Source organism: Paenibacillus sp. PCH8 (assembly GCF_002968835.1).
Classification (GTDB): Bacteria; Bacillota; Bacilli; order Paenibacillales; family Paenibacillaceae; genus Paenibacillus.
Window position 1 is genome coordinate 2590418 of sequence record NZ_PKQK01000001.1, and the last position, 22245, is coordinate 2612662.

The 22245-nt window shown below is 47.5% G+C and carries 9 protein-coding genes; all 9 read left to right on the forward strand.

Annotation, left to right across the window (positions count from 1 at the left end):
* Positions 1-3: 3 nt before the first annotated feature.
* The 9 genes from C0Q44_RS11155 to C0Q44_RS11195 all read left to right on the forward strand — a co-directional run bounded on the left by C0Q44_RS11155 (position 4) and on the right by C0Q44_RS11195 (position 22143).
* On the forward strand, positions 4-7743 hold the full coding sequence (locus tag C0Q44_RS11155; RefSeq protein WP_105407287.1) for an SDR family NAD(P)-dependent oxidoreductase: 7740 nt from the start codon (positions 4-6) through the stop codon (positions 7741-7743).
* Positions 7700-13003, forward strand: coding sequence for a type I polyketide synthase (locus C0Q44_RS30880; protein ID WP_105407288.1), 5304 nt, complete (start codon positions 7700-7702; stop codon positions 13001-13003). The genes C0Q44_RS11155 and C0Q44_RS30880 overlap by 44 nt, the downstream gene beginning before the upstream one ends.
* Positions 12904-16707: an SDR family NAD(P)-dependent oxidoreductase gene (locus C0Q44_RS11165; RefSeq protein WP_258166291.1), complete on the forward strand. Its 3804-nt coding sequence runs from the start codon at positions 12904-12906 to the stop codon at positions 16705-16707. The genes C0Q44_RS30880 and C0Q44_RS11165 overlap by 100 nt, the downstream gene beginning before the upstream one ends.
* 27 nt (positions 16708-16734) lie before the next feature.
* Positions 16735-17586: a 3-hydroxyacyl-CoA dehydrogenase family protein gene (locus C0Q44_RS11170; protein ID WP_105407290.1), complete on the forward strand. Its 852-nt coding sequence runs from the start codon at positions 16735-16737 to the stop codon at positions 17584-17586.
* Between the two features lie 36 nt (positions 17587-17622).
* Positions 17623-17856 (forward strand): acyl carrier protein, encoded by a 234-nt coding sequence (locus C0Q44_RS11175; RefSeq protein WP_017686948.1) that lies wholly within the window; start codon positions 17623-17625, stop codon positions 17854-17856.
* A 61-nt stretch (positions 17857-17917) separates the two neighbouring features.
* Positions 17918-18988, forward strand: coding sequence for an HAD-IIIC family phosphatase (locus C0Q44_RS11180; RefSeq protein WP_105407291.1), 1071 nt, complete (start codon positions 17918-17920; stop codon positions 18986-18988).
* A gap of 30 nt (positions 18989-19018) precedes the next feature.
* On the forward strand, positions 19019-20293 hold the full coding sequence (gene fabD, locus C0Q44_RS11185; protein WP_105407292.1) for an ACP S-malonyltransferase: 1275 nt from the start codon (positions 19019-19021) through the stop codon (positions 20291-20293).
* Between the two features lie 93 nt (positions 20294-20386).
* Positions 20387-21367 carry an ABC transporter ATP-binding protein gene (locus tag C0Q44_RS11190; protein ID WP_105407293.1) on the forward strand — a complete coding sequence of 327 codons (981 nt, stop codon included), beginning with the start codon at positions 20387-20389 and terminating at the stop codon, positions 21365-21367.
* Positions 21364-22143 (forward strand): ABC transporter permease, encoded by a 780-nt coding sequence (locus C0Q44_RS11195; protein WP_181150932.1) that lies wholly within the window; start codon positions 21364-21366, stop codon positions 22141-22143. Before C0Q44_RS11190 ends, C0Q44_RS11195 begins: the two co-directional genes overlap by 4 nt.
* The last annotated feature ends 102 nt before the right edge of the window (positions 22144-22245 follow it).

Genomic DNA, 22245 nt, shown 5'->3' on the forward strand with positions numbered 1-22245 from the left:
GAAATGAGAAAAGGACTGATGGGAAGCATTAAACTGGATGATCTCCTGGAACCCGCGGCGGAATCGGTCGATATCGAAAGTGTCTCCAATAAGGACATTGCTATCATTGGTATGTCCGGCAGATTCCCGGGTGCAGAGGAAATTGAGGACTATTGGAAAAATTTAATTAATGGTATCGACAGTATCGGACACTTTCCCGCTGAACGCCAATCTTTTGCAGATTACTATATGAAGACGCGGGGAGAGTCGGTTTCGTATACCCAAGCCGGATTTCTGAATCATATTGACCAATTCGACTATCGTTTCTTTAATATGTCTCCCCGAGAAGCTTCTCTAATGGACCCGAATCAGCGGTTATTTCTTGAAACGGTGTGGCATGCCATTGAAGATTCGGGATATGGAGGCGGGAAACTCAAAGGAAGCAACACGGGCGTATATGTTGGATTTCGTAACGATGAAGTGTACGACTACAAAAGGCTAATCACTGATTTGGATCCTCACGCAGATGCCAGTGCTGTTCCGGGTAATCTGGCTTCTATTCTGGCCAGCCGGATTTCATACTTGCTGGATCTGAAGGGGCCAAGCCTCTGTCTCGATACAGCCTGTTCATCCTCTCTCGTAGCCATTCATCTCGCGTCTCAGGCGATTCGAAATGGGGATTGTGATCTGGCTGTTGCTGGTGGGGTGAAGATACGCCTGTTTCCTCTGGACGAGGGAAATAGGCTTGGGGTGGAAGCACCAGATGGCAAAGTGAAGGCATTTGATGCCGATTCGGATGGCACAGTCTGGGGTGAGGGTGCAGCAGCTATTATGCTCAAACCTTTGAACAAAGCGCTCAGGGATCGAGATCATATCTATGCAGTAATTAAAGGCAGTGCAGTGAATCAGGATGGAACTTCTGTCGGTATCACTGCTCCCAATACCGCTTCACAAGCAGAATTGTTGGTGAAGGCATGGAAAAATGCGGGAATTGATCCCGAAACGCTGAATTACATTGAAACGCATGGTACAGGAACAGACATGGGAGACCCTATTGAGTTTGAAGCAATTCGCAGGGCATTCCAGAAGTTCACGAACAAGAAACAGTTCTGTGCGATTGGTTCGGTGAAGACCAATGTTGGTCATCTGGACTGTGTAGCCGGGATGGCTTCTCTGTTCAAGGTTATCATGGGGATGAGGGAAGGCTTGATGCCTCCCACACTTCATTTTCAGCGTCCCAATTCCAAAATTAACTTTGAGGATTCTCCGGTGTATCTCAATACGAAGACAAGAATGTGGCCAGCTGGAGGGACACCGCGCAGATGCGCTGTCAGTGCATTTGGTTTGAGTGGAACCAACAGTCATATCGTGTTGGAAGAGGCACCACCTTTTCACAAAATAACGACTTCGACGCCTCCAGATACACAGATTCTGACGATATCAGCCAAAAGCGCGTCCAGCTTGAGAAGGCTGCTGCAAGCCTATCAGGAGTTATTACTCTCCGATCCTGAGATTTCAGTGGCCGATTTATCATACTCTGCCAATACCGGAAGGGGACATTACACTCACCGGGTGGCTATGACTTACAGTGATCGCAAAGATTTGGAGAGAAAGTTGAGCTTGTTATTAGATGGAAGTGACGTTTCGGGGCTTAAATTAAATGGTGTGCATACGGGCGTACATCGCATTATTACAGCTGGTGCAGGGGAGTTCGAGCGCGGTACAGGGGAAATTACTGAGCAGGAAGTTAAGCGACTTGCCCAGGAAGCTCAGGTATGGCTCTCCGAATTACACCTTCACCCGAGAGATGCCCTGTTAGAAGCCATTAGTGGCTTGTATGTCAACGGAGCCGATGTGAGCTGGGATGAGTTATACAGAGAGCAATCTGTTCGCAGAATAACGATCCCGGCATACAAGTTTGAACCCCATATATGTTGGCTGGACTGGGATTCGGAGCAAGATCAACGTCAAGCAGATGAGTTGAATCCCACGATGTACCGGACACGCTGGATTCCAGCTTCACTCGAACCGACCGAGCTGGATGAAGCGGAGTTGCCTATCCATGAGGGTGTCACGCTGGTGTTGCGAAGAGGGGATGACAGGGAAGGCGAAGGACTGGAAAAAGTAATACGAAATCAGGGACAGAAACTGATCTCCGTCACGATGGACGGAGCCACTGCTACCATGGAGGGCCTCTCCGGGACCGTGGATCTCTCTTCAGAAGAGGGCTACGACTCTTTGATAGATGCTCTGCCCTCCCAAGATATTACGAGGATCATTCATCTCTTGAATTCAGTTCCAAAGAAGCGGGTGCGTAATCTGGAGGAGCTCTCCCAGGCGGAATTAGAGGGTCCTCTGAGCCTGTTCAGACTGGTTAAGTCGCTTGTACGGAGGGAGGTGCCCGGACCTCTTCACATCACAATCGCGACTACAACGGCTTATCATGTGACGGGAGAGGAAGCTGAACTGTACCCAGAGCATGCAGCATTAACGGGATGGGCCAAAGTCATTGGAAAGGAATATCCGCATATCCGCTGTCAATGCATTGACAAGGATGAACATGTAACTCTGGAATCTATTCCTGAATTATTCAACAGTAGGATCCATTCCAACGAATTTTCTGCCTATCGGAATGGGGTACGTTACGTTGAACAACTGGATGAATGGGACTTAGAGGCACGAGTGAGCATGGATTGGAAACTGAAAGACGATGGAGTGTACATCATAACTGGTGGTGCCGGAGGCATAGGATCGGAGATTGCCAGATGGATGGCTGGTCATGGCAAGGTACGGATTGCCCTGTTGGGACGAACAGAAGTGCCAGCAAGGGAACAATGGCCGATGCTTCAGAAGAATGTTCAAGTCGAGACCGCTGTTCAACAGATTATTCATGAGATACACACGATTGAAAGCCAAGGAGCAACAGTATCTTATTTCAGTGTGGACGTATCAGACGAGGTGCGCCTTGCACATACGATCCAAACGATCAGAGAAATGTATGGCCCTGTACGTGGTATTGTGCACTGTGCAGGAGCGGGCAGTGGACAGCCCACAGATCAGAAGACACAAGCTGATGTGGAACGGACGCTGTCTCCCAAGATCAGGGGTACATGGCTGCTTGATCAGTTTACCCGGGAAGACCAACCCGACTTTATGTTGCTATGTTCCTCTATCGCGACAACGTTCAGTGCCCTGACAATGGGGGATTATGTGGCAGCCAATGCATACTTGGACACTTACGCTGCCCAGCGCTCCAAACAGGGATTTCATACACTTGCGATCAACTGGGTGACATGGAAGGATCGCGGGATGGCTGCCCGTTCGGGATTCACGGTTGACACCATCTTTAAGACCATCTCGCCAGAACAGGCAATCACTGCGCTTGCAGACGTTGTCACTCAAAAAGTGAATCGGGTGATCATCGGAGAATTGAATATAGATGGTGGAGGGATTTCGCTACTGGAACGTTCCGGAGTCCGGGTTGCACATCATTTGCTTGAGCGTGTGAAGAAAATGAAGGACATGAGCAAGCCAAGGGTAGATTCTGCTCCCAGCCGATCAGCAACGTATCGAACGGGAAAGGTTGTACTCACGGGGAAAGAAAAAGAAGACTATACCGAAGCAGAGCGACGTGTCGCTGATGTTTGCAGACAGGTACTGGGTTTTGAGGAAATTAACATTCACGAAAATTTCTTCGAACTCGGAGCCGATTCCCTTGTGTTAAAAACGATGCATGCCAGACTGGAACTGCTTGATCCAGGCTCTCTTATGATTACAGACCTGTTTGAACATGCAACTGTCTTCAAATTGGCACGCTTTCTGGTGGACAAGCGCAAGGGAAGCAGCAACACCATATCTCATGCAGCGGTGGAGGTCACTGAACATGATATTGCTATTATTGGTATCTCCGTAAAGCTGCCTAATGCCAATACGACCGATGAATTCTGGGATAACATTCGCAATGGGATCGATTGCAGAACAGAATTGTCTGCAGAACGCAGGGATGCCATTGAACGCTATATTCGATATAAGCAGTTCCCTCCAGGGAGTGTTGCTTTAGTCGAGGGTTCATATATTGATGAAATTGATAAATTCGATAGCGCCTTTTTTCGATTATCTCCCAAGGAAGCCAGTTTGATGGACCCTCACCAACGTCTCTTCTTGCAGGCATGTTGGGAAGCGGTCGAGGATGCCGGATGCATAGATGAGATCAGTGGAAGTCAAACCGGGGTGTTCGTTGGATACTCACCGAATATTCGAGACATGTATTCACGCATCATTTATGAGACGAATCCGACGCTACTCTCCAGTGCAATGGTGGGGAATACAGCTGCCGTTACCTCTGGAAGAGTATCTTATATGCTGGATTTGAAAGGGCCTTCGATGGTCGTGGATACGGCATGTTCGTCTTCCCTTGTTGCTGTGGATGCAGCATGTCAGTCCATCCGCAGCGGCAGATGTGAAATGGCCATAGCCGGAGGAATCAAGATTCATACGATGCCGATCCATCACACGAATACACGAATGGGAATCGGCATGGAATCCATGGATGGAATTACCCGCGCATTTGATGAAGAGTCAGAAGGAACCGGATTTGGTGAAGGTATTGGAGTAGTGATGCTTAAACCGCTCGAGAAAGCCAAGCAGGATGGGGATCACATCTATGCGGTCATCAAGGGATCTGCATCCAATCAGGACGGCAGTTCCGCTGGCATGACTGCGCCGAACCCGGCGGCTCAGGAAGAAGTCATTCGCAAGGCATGGGAAGATGCAGGCATAGACCCGGGAACCATCGGGTATATCGAAGCTCATGGAACAGGCACGCCTTTGGGTGACCCGATTGAAGTGAACAGTATGACAAGCGCATTTCGTGCATATACAGACAAACAGAATTTTTGCGCCATCGGGTCTGTCAAAACCAATATGGGCCACCTGCTTGAGGCTGCCGGGATCGTCGGACTGATTAAGACGGCACTGGCGCTGAAGAACAGGGAGCTGCCTGCAACCCTTCACTTCAATCGCCCGAATGAGAATATTCCGTTTCATGATTCTTCCATCTACGTCAACACCGTTACCCGTAAATGGGAGACTGAAGGTCATCCGCGTCGGGCAGGTGTCAGCGCGTTTGGCATGAGTGGGACGAATGCGCACATTGTGCTGGAAGAACCACCTGTAGACTACGAAGAAAAGGCTTTGCAGGACAATGCTTCCCGTTATCATCCACAGTTCTTCATGCTGTCTGCCAAAACACGGGAGAGCTTGCAGCAACTTATCGCTCGTTATTGTGCATATAGTACGAAGCTACTGCAAATGGATGTGAGGGACATCTGTCACACGGTGCAGGCGGGACGCAGTCACTATCCGTATCGGCTGATTTTTTCGGTTAGAACGACGACGGAGCTCATCTCCCGTCTGAACGAGCTGAATCAGCTTCGTTTCTGGGAGCAGTCCGAACCGAATGGAACTGCCTTTTATCAATATGGTGAACATCGATTGGTATCAGGCACGGATGGATTCAGACGTCCAGATGATCTTACCTTATTTCAGAAGGACAGTATGAGTGAGGATATTCAGCAAGTAGCATCCTCCTGGAAGGACAGTCTGTACACCAACGATTCTCTGCTGATCCAGATAAGAGAGCTCTACGCAGCAGGAGCTGATTGGCCGCGAATACGTGGGGATGATGAACATTCATTCCGTAAAGTCCGGCTTCCTCTCTATGCATTTGAGCGTAAGACACACTGGCTGGAAATACCAGATGTCGCTCCGGTGACAGTGGAACGAATGGAACAGCCTTTCCATGTCATCCGATGGATCAATACCCCATCCGATTCCGAGACGTCCTGGATCTCCAACGGAACTGGAGATGTGCTAATGTTCATGGGGAAAACGTCACTCTCATCGTCCATATATGACAGATTAACTTCTGCAGGTCGGAAGGTCATACAAGTAGAGATTGGGTCTGAGGGTGATTCTTCCTCAGGTAAGGAACATTATTACCACATTAGTCCACATAAGCAGGCGTATGAGGACTTGTTGACACGGCTCCAATCAGAGCATCGGTTCACCCATATCATTCATATGGCGACGACTGGACAAGGGATATTCCCTGAGAGTGTTGAACAGTTGGAAATGACTCAGCATCTGGGGGCTCGTAGCTTAATGTATCTCACCCAGGCACTTGCGCATGTGGGCTATGAACGTGGGGTGAGTCTTACGCTCGTGGCTGACTATGTGAATGAAGTGACAGGCAGTGAACGAAGTATACAGCCACATCAAGCACCTTTTATGGGGATGGGCAGGGTTATAGGCCAGGAACTGACGGGAATCTCCTGCACGTTTGTGGACATTGATGACGCTACCTCAGCCGAAGATGTTCTGCAAGAGATCGGCCGAAAGTCCCCACTGTATCTTGTTGCTTACCGGGACGGTAACCGATATGAGGAACAGTTTGAGCCGTTGGATAATGAGACGGTTGTCAGCAACCCGATAGACATTCATGACGATGGAGTATATGTAGTCACCGGAGGCACGAAAGGCATTGGACTGGAAGTTGCTCAGTACTTAGCCGACAAGGGAGCAGGGCATGTGGCTCTGCTTAGCCGTTCGCTGTTCCCCCCGCGTGAACAGTGGAGTGAACGGCTTGAAGACAACCAAGACCCGGAACTGTGCGAGACGATAGTCCGAGTGATGGATCTGGAGAAGAAGGGCACTGCATTTTCATTTTATCAAGTGGATATTGGGCATCTGGAGAGGCTGCGTGAGGTGTTCAATGACCTTCGTCAGACTTATGGTCCCATTAGGGGAATCGTTCACAGTGCGGGTGTTCCCGGTGAAGGAACGCTGATTCGCAAGACGGAGGAACAGTTCGCCGCCGTGTTCAATCCCAAAGTACGGGGAACATGGGCGCTGGATCAAGTCACTTTTGAAGATCATCTCGATTTCTTCCTGTTGTTCTCAACGATCTCTTCGTTGTTTGCCGCTCCGGGACAGAGTGACTATGCTGCTGCCAATGCTTATCTGGACACGTTTGCCGCATATCGAAGCAAGCTTGGCAAACGTACGTTAACCCTCAACTGGAACACATGGCGGGATACTGGTATGGGTGTTCGATATGGAATTAATGTGGATGGAGTATTCTCTGCAATTCCTACGGATAAAGGCATAATGTGGCTTGAGCGTGCACTGGGCATGACCATGAATCGGGTCATCGTCGGGGAGATCAATCGGGAAAGCGAGATGCTCGGCATGATGTCTCAGGTTGCCGTAAGGCTGTCTGAGGATTTGTTATCACTTGCCAGTGAGAACACGGCTTTGGCAGAAAGTGAGAACAAGACAAGCTATGCAGAAGTCACGCTGGATGGAAGAACCAGTGAAGGAGTGTACAGCGATGCAGAGGATCTCATTGCCAAGATCTTTGGTTCGGTACTCGGATTCAGCGAGATCAATATCTATGACAGTTTTTTCGAATTAGGCGGAGACTCGATCATGCTGGGTCAGATGCACGAGTTACTGGAGCGCCATTTTCCTAATAAAGTCAAGCTGGTTGATCTGTTCGAATATACGACTGTCGACAAACTTAGCAGTTACATTGCAGGGCATGAGCAGCCAGTGGCGCAAGCCGCACAGATCACATCCGGTTCAGACGAACAGGGTGGAGATTGGAATGAATCGTTAAGCGATATGCTGGACAAGTTGCAGGACGGGGAAGTATCTGTCGATGACATCCTTCATCGTTTGGATGAAATACGGCCAGGGGAGTGAGCTTGTGGAGAAAGTCTACAAACATGTTGTTGAGAACATAGCCTCCGGCAAGATTGACAAAGTGACGGGGATCCAGGTCATTAATCTGCTAAAACAGGAAGAAGCGAATGATCAGGAGGACATCGCCGTTATAGGCATAAGCCTGAAGTTTCCTCATGCTAACCATCCGGAAGAATACTGGCACATTGTTGAACAGGGCATTGATTGTATTCGCGATTACCCTCCTGATCGGAAATCGGTGACGGACGATTACCTGAGACTAAGCGGCTATTCGGAGGAATTTCTTCAGTATTTGGATGGTGCTTTTCTGGAAGAAGTGGATCAATTTGATTACAAGTTCTTCCGTCTATCACCGAAAGAAGCCAGCTTGATGGACCCGTGCCATCGTTTATTTTTGCAAACGGCATGGCATGCCATTGAAGACGCTGGGTATGGTGGACAACGACTGGCAGGAAGTAATACCGGAGTATTCACCGGTTTCGCCAATAGCAACAACTATAAAGAAATGATTAAGGATGTGAATCCGGAAGAGTTGTCCATCGCGATGACGGGCAATATCGCTTCGATGCTTCCAACGCGAATCTCGTATCTGCTCAATCTAAAGGGTCCAACTATGGTGGTGGACACAGCATGTTCTTCTTCGTTAGTAGCCGTCTATCTGGCTTGTAAGTCGCTGATGAACGGGGATTGTAATATGGCAATTGCTGGAGGAGTCAAGCTCGATATTTTGCCAGTGGACAGTGATTTTCTGAAAATAGGTATTGAATCTACGGACTACCGGACAAGAGCATTTGATACTGAAGCGGATGGTTCGGGGATGGGAGAAGGCGTAGCTGCTGTAATATTGAAGCCGCTTCGTCAGGCGCAAAAGGACGGCGATCACATCTATGGTGTCATCAAAGGTATCGCCTTGAATCAGGATGGAACGTCCATGGGTATAACGGCTCCTAATCCGGTCGCTCAATCAGAGGTGATCGAGGAGGCTTGGAAACGGGCAGGCATTCATCCTGAATCCCTTGCCTATATCGAAACCCATGGAACAGGTACTAATCTGGGCGACCCTATAGAGATACAGGGACTGGAACGCGCATTTCGAAAGCATACGGATAAAAAGCAGTTCTGTGCAATCGGTTCAGTCAAAACCAACGTGGGTCATCTGTATGAAACAGCAGGCATGGCGAGCTTAATCAAGGGGCTTATGTCGCTGTACCATCGGAAAATTCCACCCACTCTTCATTTTAATCGTCCGAATCTGAATATTGATTTTGAGAACTCACCGGTATATGTGAATACAAGATTAAGAGATTGGGAGCGAGGTGCAGAGCCGCGCAGGTGTGGCATAAGCACATTTGGTTTGAGTGGAACCAACTGTCATATGGTGCTGGAAGAAGCTCCTGTTCCGGCGGAAGCGGCTGCAACGGATCATCCGCAGACACAACTCCATCCTTTCACGTTATCTGCAGGTTCGGATGATGGCATCCGTGCTTTGGTAGAGCAGAATCTGAATATGATATCTGCATCCATTGGCAGATATTCATTACTGGATGTATGTCGAACAGCCAATGCTTGTCGTGGCCATTATGCTCATCGCATGATCATACTGGCAGAGAATGTAACGGATTTGCAGTATAAGCTAGGTCAGGTTATGACTCAGGATGTCCATACATTCACTGCATCCTGGTTCCGATATGGGGAGCATCGACTGATTAATGATAATCGGGCAGTTTCCGAGCCGAATGATATTACACTAAAAAGCATTCGTGCTTTGAGTGAAGAAGTCAAGCAGGAACTGGATCAGGCGAAACAGGCCGATCTCAACTTGGAACGCTTATGTACCCTTTATGTACAAGGTGCTTCTGTGGATTGGTGGCGTCTCTATGAGAACAAGCGCACATTAACCGTGCCTCTTCCCGGTTATCCTTTTGATCCGCAGAAATGCTGGATCGATATGGGAAACGTGTCCGTAGAGGAGAATGTTCAACAAGAAAGTGGTCTGTACTCCCTCACATGGAGTGAACTGGAGGAAGAAGTATCCGATCACATGGAACCCCATTCTGAGGGGACGATCGTACTCTTCACGGGTGATGACGAAGACGTAGCCTCTCTCGTAGTTCACTTGCAACAAACGGGCAAGAAAGTGATTACCGTTTGTCCGGGAGAACACTTTGAACAGAGGGGAGCATTCGATTTCCGAATTGGGGTGAAAGAGGAGCACTTTGATGCATTACTAAATGCTCTCGATCCAGTGTCATGGCAACAAGTGATTGTTGCTCCAACCTTTTCTTCAGGTGTTACTGAACAGAATCTGTCAGAGCACAGCGAGTTACAGGAACGCGGTGTCTACAGTTTGTTCTATCTGATTCGTGCCCTGACCAGACACGGCGTTGAGCATAACATGGACATCGTAATTCTGACCGACCAGGTTCATCATGTCACTGGAGAAGAACAAGTCCTTCGTCCCGAGTTCGCTCCACTTGTAGGTCTTGCCAAAGTTATACGTAAGGAACATCTGAATTTGCAATGCCGGGTTATTGATCTGGAAGATAGCACACTGAACACAGAAGTTGTACAACTAATCTTCAGGAGTACAGAACATTTTCTTATCGCTATTCGTAATGGGCGACGGTATGTAGAGTCATTTGGACCATTTCTCCCTAATACAGAGTCAGGTAACGAGGATACACGACCCATTGTCTTTCATTCGGACGGTGTATACATCTTGTCTGGTGGTGCCGGCGGCATCGGGATCGAAGTATCCAAATACTTGGCTTCCAAGGCCAATGTACATCTGGCTTGGATTAATCGAACAGCCCTTCCGCCCCGTAATGAATGGGAGAGGATCTTGCAGGCTCAACAGGATCAGTCCATATGCCGGAAAATCCAGGGTATTCGTGATATTGAAGATATGGGTGCTTTCGTTGAAATATATAGCGCTGACATTTCCAAAAAAGAAGAAATCACTCCAATTATAGAAGATCTACGCCGACGACATGGGAACATTCGTGGTGTGATCCATGGTGCAGGAATCGGTAGATCTGATCTATTGATACATCGCACGGATGACCAGTTCAGAAGTATTTTTAACCCGAAGGTACGGGGTACACGTATTTTGGATGAGCTTACCCAAGAAGATAAGCTGGACTTCTTCATCCTTTTTTCTTCGGTAGCGACCATGTTCAGCGGGGCTGTTCAAGGAGATTACACAGCGGCCAACGCTTATCTGGATGCTTATGGGGAATATCGGAACAAGCTTGGCAGAAGGACACATGTTGTGAACTGGACGACATGGAAGGAAACCGGCATGGCGCTTGAAGGTGGATTCACCATTGATACCATTTTCAAGACCCTGCCAACCGGTCAAGCCATTGAAGGCTTGGAAGAGATGTTGTTAAACCGTGTGCCGAGGGCGCTTGTTGGTTATCTCAACTACGAAAATGGTGGAGTCTTTCTGCTGGAGAAATCAGGAGTACTGCTCTCGCCCATACTGACTGCACAGCTTGATGTACACAAGGAGAAAAAGAAGCAGGAAAAAGCAGCCAAGGCACGTGCAGCAGTAGCTCATTCATCCGGGGAAGTAAGCTTGATCGGGAGCCTCAACCATGAGTTCAGTGATACAGAAAAAAGCGTGGCAGAATGTTGCAGAAAGATTCTGGGTTTTGATCAAATTGATATTCACGATAATTTCTTTGAACTGGGTGCAGATTCCATTCTGCTGATGAAAATCCAGGGAGAGATCGAACGGATTTTTCCTGACTCTATCAGTGTTACGGACCTATTCGAGTATTCCAATGTCCACCATCTGGCTAGGTTTATCCGTGAGAAGACGACGAAAGATCAACGTCCATCTCCGGCCTTGCAGCTGAAGGATAGACCTGTCACCGACAGGAATGGAGATATTGCGATTATTGGCATGGCTGTCAATGTACCATTTGCTTCTACACCGGAGGAACTGTGGGAACATCTTGTCAATGGCACGGATCTGGTTCGATCTTTCCCGGAATCCAGAAAAGCGGATATTGACAAGCACTTTGACTTCACAGGACACGATCAGGGACAGATGAAATACAACGAAAATGCTTATCTTGAGGAAATAGACAAGTTCGATGCGGGTTTCTTTCGATTATCGCCCAAGGAAGCAAGTCTCATGGACCCCAACCAGCGTTTATTCCTTGAATCCGCCTGGACAGCTATCGAGGATGCAGGATATGGAGGATCGAAACTGAGTGGGAGCAAAACGGGCGTTTATCTGGGATATGCGGCAACATTGAGGGACCTGTATGCACGTCTGTTGTATGAAGTTGATCCTGGAAGCGGATCAAGTTCCATGGTGGGTAACCTGACAGCAATGATGTCTGCCCGGATCTCGTATTTACTGGATCTGAAGGGGCCGAGCATGGTTATAGATACGGCTTGCTCTTCCTCTCTGGTATCTGTGGACATGGCCTGCAAGGCGATCCGCAGCGGACAATGCGATTATGCACTGGCTGGTGGAATCAAGATTAACCTATGCCCGGTTGATGATGAGAATATGAAGCTCGGAATTGAGTCTACGGATAATCGCTCCAAGGCTTTCGATGATGAAGCGGATGGCGCAGGGATTGGAGAAGGGGTCGCTGTTGTGCTGCTGAAGTCACTTCAACAGGCCTTGGATGACCATGATTCTATCCATGCTGTTATCAAGGGAGGAGCCGTGAATCAGGATGGCAGTTCCATAGGTATTACGGCGCCTAATCCAGCATCGCAAACAGAGGTAATCATATCGGCTATGGAAGATGCAGGTGTCGAACCTGAGACGATTACCTATATCGAAACGCATGGTACTGGAACGACACTTGGAGATCCGATTGAAATCAAGGGCATATCCAATGCACTGTCGAGTTATACCGATCGCAAGCAATTCTGTGCGGTTAGTTCCATCAAGACGAACTTGGGTCATTCCTCGGAGGCTGCCGGGATTATTAGTCTGGTCAAGGCAGTCATGGCACTTCGTGAGAAGAAGCTCCCGCCGACGTTGTTCTTTAATCGTCCTAATCGAATCATTGAGTTCTCCAATTCACCCGTTTATGTGAATACCCGCCTTCGTGCGTGGGAATCGGGGAAGGGCCACGACGTTGCGGAATTAGTGCATTCGGGATTAGCGGAACCAATTGTCACGTTATCCTGGAAGAGGCCCCTGCACACGAACTTGTCTTGGAGGACGAATCTAGACCTTATGTTCTGCCTCTTTCGGCTAAAAGCAGGGATTCTTTGTCCAGGCTGATCGCGACCTATCGTGACTACCTGAATGATCAGAATGAGCCGGATTTGTTAAGTATGTGTAGCACAGCCGCACGGGGGAGAGGACATTACAAGTTGCGGGTCGCCATTCCTTTCACAGACAGGGGTGACCTAGTATCCAGACTGAACAAGCTGGTTGGACTCCCATTTAGTGAGATCATACCGCCACTCGCCTATGCTTCTGAACATCGAATGGTACCCGAAACGAAAGAAGCCGGTGCTGGTGAATTGACGGAAAGGAAGCTTCGCGAATTAAATGGGCAAGCAGAAACGGTGTTGGATCACATGAGCGAGGGGGAATGGGAAGAGAGCATTCAGGAACTCTGCAACCTGTATACACAAGGTGCTGACATTCTGTGGTCCAGATTATATAAGGCTGAGGAAACAGCTCAAATACATCTCCCGACCTATCCATATGAGCGAAATCGTTGTTGGATTCAGATTCCAGAACGAATTGTGGTTCCATCGCCAGCCTTACAGAAAGAAGAAGCCAATATGCATTACACGATTGGCTGGGTGAAAGGATCTATACCGGAACGGATCATCCCGAATCCGCAAACGGTCTTGTTACTGAAGGGAACGCTCCCGTTATGTGAGAGCCTCTCCATAGGACTTGCAGAGCGTGGATCTCATGTCATTGAAGTTACTTTGGGCACCGAGTATGCCAAAATCTCTCCGGTTCATTATCAGCTGGATGGTTCGGAAGAACAATATCTGCAATTGTTGAAGGCTACGAAGAATCACAGAATTGATCAAATTGTTCATGCCTTTACAGTCGATGGACATCCTGCAGCCGTAAATCCAGAGGAGTTGGAGGCTGCCTTATCCCGAGGTGTACACAGTTTGTTTTATCTGACCAAGGCCATCGCGAGTGCGGGGTTGCGCAACCGAATGCGCATTGTACTGTTGTCCCAATATGTTCATGATGTTAACGGTCACGAACCACGTCTTGTTCCTGAATATGCAACCATGTTCGGTCTTGGCAAAGCGATTGGACAGGAGCATCCTCAGCTGGAATGCAGAGCCATGGATATCGACGATCACACGAATATTTCCTTCTTGCTAAATGCGATGAATGCAGATGACGTATTCTACTCCACTGCTTACAGGGATGGTCATCGATATATGGAAGAGTTCAGGAAGACAGATCTCGTGGGAGCCGAGCTCTCCAACGTAGGCATTAAAGAGAAGGGAATCTACGTGATTACCGGTGGCATGGGCGGCATTGGTCGAGCATTCGCAGAACATTTTGCCGATAGACACAACGTCACCTTAATTCTTGCGGGCAGATCTGAATTCCCTGAACGGGATCAGTGGTCAGAGATTTTGCAAGAAGGCAAGGACCAGGGGCAATGTAGCAGAATCAAGTGGATTCAATCCATTGAAAGTAAAGGTTCCACATTAGTTAGTTACAGCGTAGATACGAGTGAGCTGCAACAAGTTACGTTGTTTATGGAGAAGATCAGAGACCGTTATGGCAAGATCGATGGCGTTGTTCATGGCGCCGGCGTAGCGGGTGAAGGGTTTCTGGCATCCAAGGATGCACAGACATTCAACAGTGTGTTGTTGCCGAAAGTTCAAGGGACCTGGAACATTGACCAGGCCACGGCCCATGAGCAGTTGGACTTCCTTGTCCTGTTTTCAACCACTTCAACGTTGTTCAGTTCGCCGGGTCAAGGCGATTATTCAGCGGCGAATAGCTATCTCGATGCCTATGCAGCCTATCGAAATCGTAAGGGTGGACGAACGTTAACGATCAATTGGGTGGCATGGAAAGAGACCGGGATGGCTAAGGATTTTGGCGTGAATGATGACATGGTGTTCAAATCCATTTTAACGGATTCCGCGTTATCGGCTTTTGATCAGGCCTTTCAGCGTGAAGTGGATCGGTCCATTATCGGAGAACTCAATTACGACTCCGAATATATGGCTTATGTCGATGACATGTCTATGATGATGTCCAAGGAAGTATACAGTACCATTCAGGAGAAAAGTGCCCATGTGATTGCCGAAGTGAAGATGAAGCAAGCGACGATGATCAAAGAGATCACACTTCATGGGCGAAATGATGGCCAATATACAGAAATGGAACAGACGCTTTCCCGGATCTGGTCACTGCATCTGGGGATTAAGGAACTCGACCTTTATGATGATTTCTACGAATATGGCGGAGATTCCATCATTGGGCTCAAGATGGCATCGGATATTTACAGAGAAACGGGAATACAAGTTAACCCTTCGGATGTACTGCAATATCCGACGGTCTGGGGCCTTGCAGCTTACCTGGAGTCATTGGAAGAGTCGGAGGATGCAATAATTGGGCAGCAATCCATCACTCATGCAGAGAAGAAGGAGAGTTACCCGTTGTCATCGGCTCAAAAACGGATATTTTTCCTTTGTACCCAAGCCCCTGACAATATCAGCTATAACCTGAATAAAGCGCTGATTATGGAAGGAGATTTTGATCCGGTTAAGTTAAACGAGTATATGAATACGCTGATCCGTCGTCATGAATCGTTCCGGACTTCTTTCCACTGGGAGCATGGGGAGCCGATTCAGAGAATTCACGAGGATGTTGAATTTACCATCGAAACGTTGCCGAATGTCATTCGGGGAATGGAAGAGGTAGGGCATGAGGTAGAACAGTTTGTTCGGCCATTTGATCTTGAAGCTGCACCGCTGATTCGCATGCTTGTTGGCATATTGGACGATGGACGTCATCTACTGATGTTCGATGTACATCATCTCATTACAGACGGCATGTCCATGGATATTATGATGCACGAGATTACGTCACTGTACAGTGGTTCACCTCTTCCAGATATCCCTTACCAGTATAGGGATTACTCAGAGTGGCACAACCACTACATGCAATCGGATACCATCAAGGCGCAGGAAGCATTTTGGCTGGAAACGTTGAAGGGGTCATTGCCAACACTGCATCTCCCGACAGACTTTCCGCGGCCCGAACGAAAAACCTATGATGGAGCAAAGCTGACTTTCTATACGGATGGAGAGCTCACTGCCCGAATTGCCAAGCTCGGTGGACAGACAGGAACGACATTATACATGCTGCTTCTGTCAGCCTTGAATGTCCTGCTGCATAAATATACGAACCAGAGCGACATGATCATTGGCTCACCTGTAACAGGCCGCCAACATGGAAACTTTGATGCTACGATCGGCATGTTTGTAAATACAGTTGTTCTGCGAAATGAACCTGTACCTGCTGCCTCATTCCGGGAGTTTCTGCTAGATGTGAAGCAGCGCACCTTATCGGCTTTTGCACATCAGGATTGCCAATTTGACCGACTTGTCCAGCTTGTGAACAGCACACGTGATCCGAGCAGAAATCCACTGTTCGATGTGTATTTTGCACTGCAAAATGTAGGTATGTACACCGGAGAGATACAGGACTTTAAGGGTACGTTATTCGATTATGACGGTGGAATTTCAAGATTCGATCTGGCACTTGATGCCATTGAACGTGAAGGTACGATTGAGTTGATTCTGGAGTACAACACCCGTCTGTTCCGTCCGGAAACAGCCGTGCATATAGCCAATGATTATGTGAGAATTCTGGAGATCATCTCGGAATATCCTGATACGTTGATCTATGATATTGAACTGGATCGTGTCAGGGAAGTCACAGATGATACAGAAGAAGAAGTGAATTTTAATTTCTAGCCAGATTGCGGAGAGGCGTTGATAGAAATGAAGGTTGGCGTTATCGGAGCAGGAGTCATGGGTAAAGGGGTTGCGCAGAACCTTGCTCAGTCCAAGCACAACGTGGTATTGATCGACGTTAGTGACGAAATTCTGGACAAGGCCAGAAGCGAGCTGTTAACAAGTATCCGATTTTCCGCGTTCTATAACAAGCATATCGAAACGGAGGAGCCGGACACTGTGCTCTCGCGTGTGGAGTTCACAACACATTACGATTCGTTAAGAGATGCTGATTTTATTGTAGAGAATGTACCTGAGCAATGGGATGTGAAAAAAGAAGTCTATGAACGTCTGGAGGACAGTTGCCCGGATTCATGTATTTATCTGGTAAATACATCATGCATCTCAATTACACGAGTTGGCGCCATTACGAAACGTCCGGACAAGGTGATCGGTGTACACTTTATGAATCCGGTTCCGTTGAAGCCTGTGGTCGAAGCTATCCAGGGTTATCACACCTCGGAAACGACGATTGAAGCGACCAAAGCCCTGTTACATACGATGGGCAAAGAAGCCATATTGGTTCAGGATTATCCTGGGTTCGTGTCCAACCGAATCTCCCATCTGCTGATGAACGAAGCGGCCTTTGTCGTTCAGGATCAGGTAGCTTCACCGGAAGAGGTTGATGACATATTTGTAAAGTGTTTTGGACATAAGATGGGCCCGCTTCGCACAGCGGATCTGATTGGTCTGGATACTGTAGTTCATTCACTGGATGTACTCTATGAAAGTTATCAGGACCCCAAGTACAGAGTGTGTCCCTTGCTTCGCAAGATGGTAGATGCCGGGTTGTTGGGCGAGAAGAGCGGTCAAGGTTTTTTTGAGCACATGATTCTATAAATTATCCACTACAAATTATATATGAGGTGATCGGGTATGGAGTCCAAAGTCAAAGTGAAAACATTCCTCAGTCGGTTCTATCGCAAGCGTGAAATTCAGGATGATGAAGATATTTTTGAATTGGGTTTCGCAAACTCCTTGTTCGCTATGCAGATGGTGATGTTTCTGGAGAAGGAGTTCAACATCCGCATCGAGACTCAGGATATGGATTTGAGTAATTTCCGCACATTGAACAAGATCAATGAACTAATCGAACGCAAGACAGCCTAGACCGCCTGCCAGTAATGCTGCCGTATGTTTTATATACAATATGCCTAGGAGGGATTCAGATATGGGTGATCCATCGGTAAGTCCGGTAATGGACAAGCAAAAGCAAGAGAAGGTGAAACTGGTTGTTTGGGATCTGGACAATACCATTTGGGAAGGTGTTTTACTGGAAGACGAGAACGTCGTTCTGAAAGAGGGAATAACCGACGTGATCCGTACGCTGGACGAACGTGGGGTTCTGCAATCCATTTCCAGTAAAAATGATTATCAGACAGCCATGGACAAGCTGGAGCAATTTGGTATTCATGAATACTTCCTGTATCCGCAGATCCATTGGAATGCCAAATCAAGTTCCATTCAATCCATTATTACTTCCATTAATATCGGAGCGAATACGGTTGCTTTTGTGGATGATCAGATGTTTGAACTGGAAGAGGTTCAGTTTGAACTTCCCGAGGTTCGATGCATAGATGCAGCCCATTATCTGAGCATCCCTGACATGGAGATCATGAATCCCCGCTTTATTACAGAGGATTCCAGACTTCGTCGACTGATGTACCAAAGTGATGAGATCCGCAATAAGGCTGAAGATGAGTTTACAGGACCCAAAGACGATTTCCTGGCTTCCCTTGGGATGGTATTTACGATATCTCCCCTCAAGGGAGATGATCTGCAGCGTGCAGAAGAGCTGACGGTGCGAACCCATCAATTGAATACAACAGGATACACCTATTCTTATGAGGATCTGGAACGACTTAGCCAATCCCCCAATCACAAGCTGCTCATTACAGGTCTGGAAGACAAGTACGGAGCATACGGGAAAATCGGGCTGGCGTTGCTGGAGATGGAAGAGGAGTACTGGACCGTAAAGCTGTTGTTAATGTCCTGCAGGGTGATGTCGAGAGGTGTAGGTACTATTCTCATGAATTATATTCTGGAGCAGGCCAAAGAAGCAGGGGTGAAGATTCGTGCTGAATTCAAAATGACGGATCGTAATCGAATGATGTACCTTACTTACAAATTCGGCGGCTTCAAAGAGATCTATCAGGAAGAGGATCTTGTCATTTTTGAACATGATATGAGCTATATTCAGAAAATTCCTTCATATATAGACCTGAACATTATTGAAAATTAGAACAACCACACTATAAATGGAGGTTATGACATGGAAAAAATAGCACTTCTGTTTCCTGGACAAGGTTCTCAATATGTAGGCATGGGCAAAAGTTTCTATGATCAATATAGTATTGCCAAGCAAACGTTCGAGGAAGCAAGTGATGTTGCAGGCGTAAACCTGGCAAAGCTGTGCTTTGAAGGCAGTCTTTCTGAACTGAATCGGGGAGAGAATATGCAGCCTGCCTTACTTGCAACGAATGTGGCTGCATTCAGAGTATATATGGAAGAAGTCGGTATTCGGCCGCAGTTCTGTGCGGGCCATAGTATGGGTGAATACTCGGCGCTTGTATGTTCAGGGGCGATGACATTTGCCGATGCGGTTCGTATTACCAGACTGCGCGGTGCGTTGATGCAGATTCATATTGATCGGGGTACAGGTTCGATGACCATTATGGACAATATTCATGCACCTCTGGTGGAACAACTCTGTGAGCAGTACAGCGGGGAACAGGGGGTGGCGGTGGTCTCCTGTTATAATTCGCCTTCACAGGTCGCAGTATCGGGACATCAATACGTACTGGAGGAGATCGAAGCAGCTGTACTGGATGCAGATGGTCAGGTGACTCCGTTGATGTCCAGTGCGCCCATTCATAGTTCGCTAATGGCGGATGATGCGGAGCAGCTGGGTCGGGAATTGGCAAAGTATTCATACAATATGTTCAAGTGGCCGGTTCTTTCCAATGTCACAGGTCAGCCTTATGGTGATTCGGAGCGTATTCCGAAGCTGTTGACAGAACAAATGGTCAAACCCGTGCAGTGGACACGTATTCTACAATATCTTGAACGCTTTGGTGTTACGCTTGCCATTGAAATGGGACCCAAGAATGTACTGAACAAATTAACCAAAACAAATTGTCCTGACATAAACTCACTCTGTTTTGGTGAAAAGGCAGAGCGGCAGAAACTGATTAGCAGATTTGAAACGGACGCGAAGAAGAAAAAAGGAATACCTACAGTCATTACCAAATGCCTGGCCATCGCAGTAGCAACACCGAATCAGAACTGGGATGAAGCGGAGTATCAACAAGGCGTTGTTCAACGCTACAAACGAATTCAGGCTATTCAGGAGCAGGTTGAAAGTTCGGGGGATAAGCCCTCGAAAGAGCAAATGGTTGAAGCGCTGGAATTGCTCAAAGGTATCTTCGAAACGAAAAAGTTACCTGTGAAAGAAAGAAATCAGTGGTTGAATCATATCATTGATGATACGGGACATCACTATGAACTTGCGGAGTTTCAGGTGCATGAAGCTGTCGCTGTGAAGTGAGAAGAATCGAGGGCGAGTACGCTGTAACTAGCGTGTTCGTCCTCCAATTCAGCAATGATGCAATCCATGCAATACATAAAGGGGGAAAATGAAGTGAGAGTACTATACGCGGAGAACGTATCCAAATCGTATGGCAAACACCTGGCACTGGATAACATGTCCTTTGAGCTTCGCAAGGGTGAGATCCATACGATTCTGGGCACAAACGGTTCAGGTAAAACCACATTCATCAAGGTTCTGGCTACCCTGCTTACCAAGGACTCAGGCCATGTGAATATCGGAGGCTATAACCTGGATACGGAGGCAAATTACATCAGGCGATTAATTGGATATGTGGGGCAAGATACCGAACGATCCGCATATGCCAGATTAACTGTACGGGAGAATCTGATGTTTTTTGGGCGATTAACCGGACTGAGCAAGGTAGAGATATCTAACCAAATTGACAAATTAAGTACCTACCTCGATTTCTCTGAGCAGTTGAACAAACAATTCATGCAATTATCGGGAGGACAGAAACAAACGGTAGTTATCATGAGAGCCCTGCTGCATGATCCTGAAGTGATATATCTGGACGAACCAACCAAAGGTTTGGACCCTGTCATCTCCAGACGTGTGCGCGAGTTTATTAAGAGTTATGTTCGAGATGAGGGCAAATCCATTATTTTGACCTCTCATATACTGACAGAGGTGGAGGACATGACCGATCGAGTATCTCTGATGCGTAAAGGCACACTTCTCAAAACAGGGACCATTGCCGAACTGAAATCCAATCTGGGGGCGGTTGAATTCATTGACATTCCAAGATCAGACTTGCCCCCGGCCATTCAGGAGAGAATCACCGCGCTTCCAGAGGTAGCTTCAACGACCATTCGTGAGGAAGAAGATACCGTTTCCTTCGGAATCAGCAACCTGTATGACGGAATGGGTGCGGTCATTAACGAATTAAAAGAAGGAAATATCCATACGACCATCCAGCACAGGCAATTGACCCTCGAAGATTTATTTGTCCAGCTCTATGTGAAGTCCGATGATCAATTAGAGTACGCATTGGCAGGAGGCAGAGAACAGTGAGCATTGAATACGCTAAGACCGGTACAGGTCAGGAAAGTGTAAAGTTGCAAACGCTGGGGAAACCTACCGGATTTCTCACCGTCGTATGGGCAACGACCATTAAGGAATTACAGATTGCTGTGAGATACTTGCCGAACTTCTTCGGTAACTTCCTGCAATTGGGACTGCGGGTGCTGTTCTTCTTGTTAATGTCCACGTTCGTGGTGTACGAGGGAGAGAACATATTACAAGGAGATAATCTGTTCATATTTTACTTGGGTGCTATTCTGGTATGGCTATTCTACGGAGTGGCTTTGAATGCTCCGCTGGGTGCCGTAACGAACGATCTTCATAACGGAACACTGGAATATCTATACTGTAATCCGATTTCTCGTTACGCGTATTATGTGGGAACCGTTGTAGCCAGTGCAATAATGAATGTCATTGTGTTCATACCCATGTACATTCTGCTTGTGCTATATGCGGGTCTCAACTTTGCTGAATCCATGATGATATTGTTTACCTGCCTTGTGGTCATCGTTGCATTAATGGCACTTGGTGTGATGATCGCTTTACTAGGCATCCTCTACCGCCAGGTCTCCTCCATAGTTGGTATTCTGTTTATTATGTTCGAATTTGTAGCAGGTGCTTATTTTCCTGTGGATCAGTTTCCGGCAGTCGTCCGTTGGATCGCGTATCTCCTGCCTTATACGTGGGGTATGATATGGTCCGGTATTACAGTTTCAAAACCGATTGGGTGCCTCTGGCTCCGATCTGGATGGAATGGTGTATTCTAATCTTTTTTGCCATCTCATATACGATCATTTCTATATTTATGCTCCGTAAGGTAGAGAACATGGCGAAGAAAAAAGGGCTCAACCTGATCTGATTGTTCATAA

Excerpts from the sequence above, each read along its gene's own strand:
- C0Q44_RS11155 (WP_105407287.1), top strand. The coding sequence starts at position 4 with ATGAGAAAAGGACTGATGGGAAGCATTAAACTGGATGATCTCCTGGAA.
- C0Q44_RS30880 (WP_105407288.1), top strand. The coding sequence starts at position 7,700 with ATGACATCCTTCATCGTTTGGATGAAATACGGCCAGGGGAGTGAGCTT.
- C0Q44_RS11170 (WP_105407290.1), top strand. The coding sequence starts at position 16,735 with ATGAAGGTTGGCGTTATCGGAGCAGGAGTCATGGGTAAAGGGGTTGCG.
- C0Q44_RS11175 (WP_017686948.1), top strand. The coding sequence starts at position 17,623 with ATGGAGTCCAAAGTCAAAGTGAAAACATTCCTCAGTCGGTTCTATCGC.
- C0Q44_RS11180 (WP_105407291.1), top strand. The coding sequence starts at position 17,918 with ATGGGTGATCCATCGGTAAGTCCGGTAATGGACAAGCAAAAGCAAGAG.
- fabD (WP_105407292.1), top strand. The coding sequence starts at position 19,019 with ATGGAAAAAATAGCACTTCTGTTTCCTGGACAAGGTTCTCAATATGTA.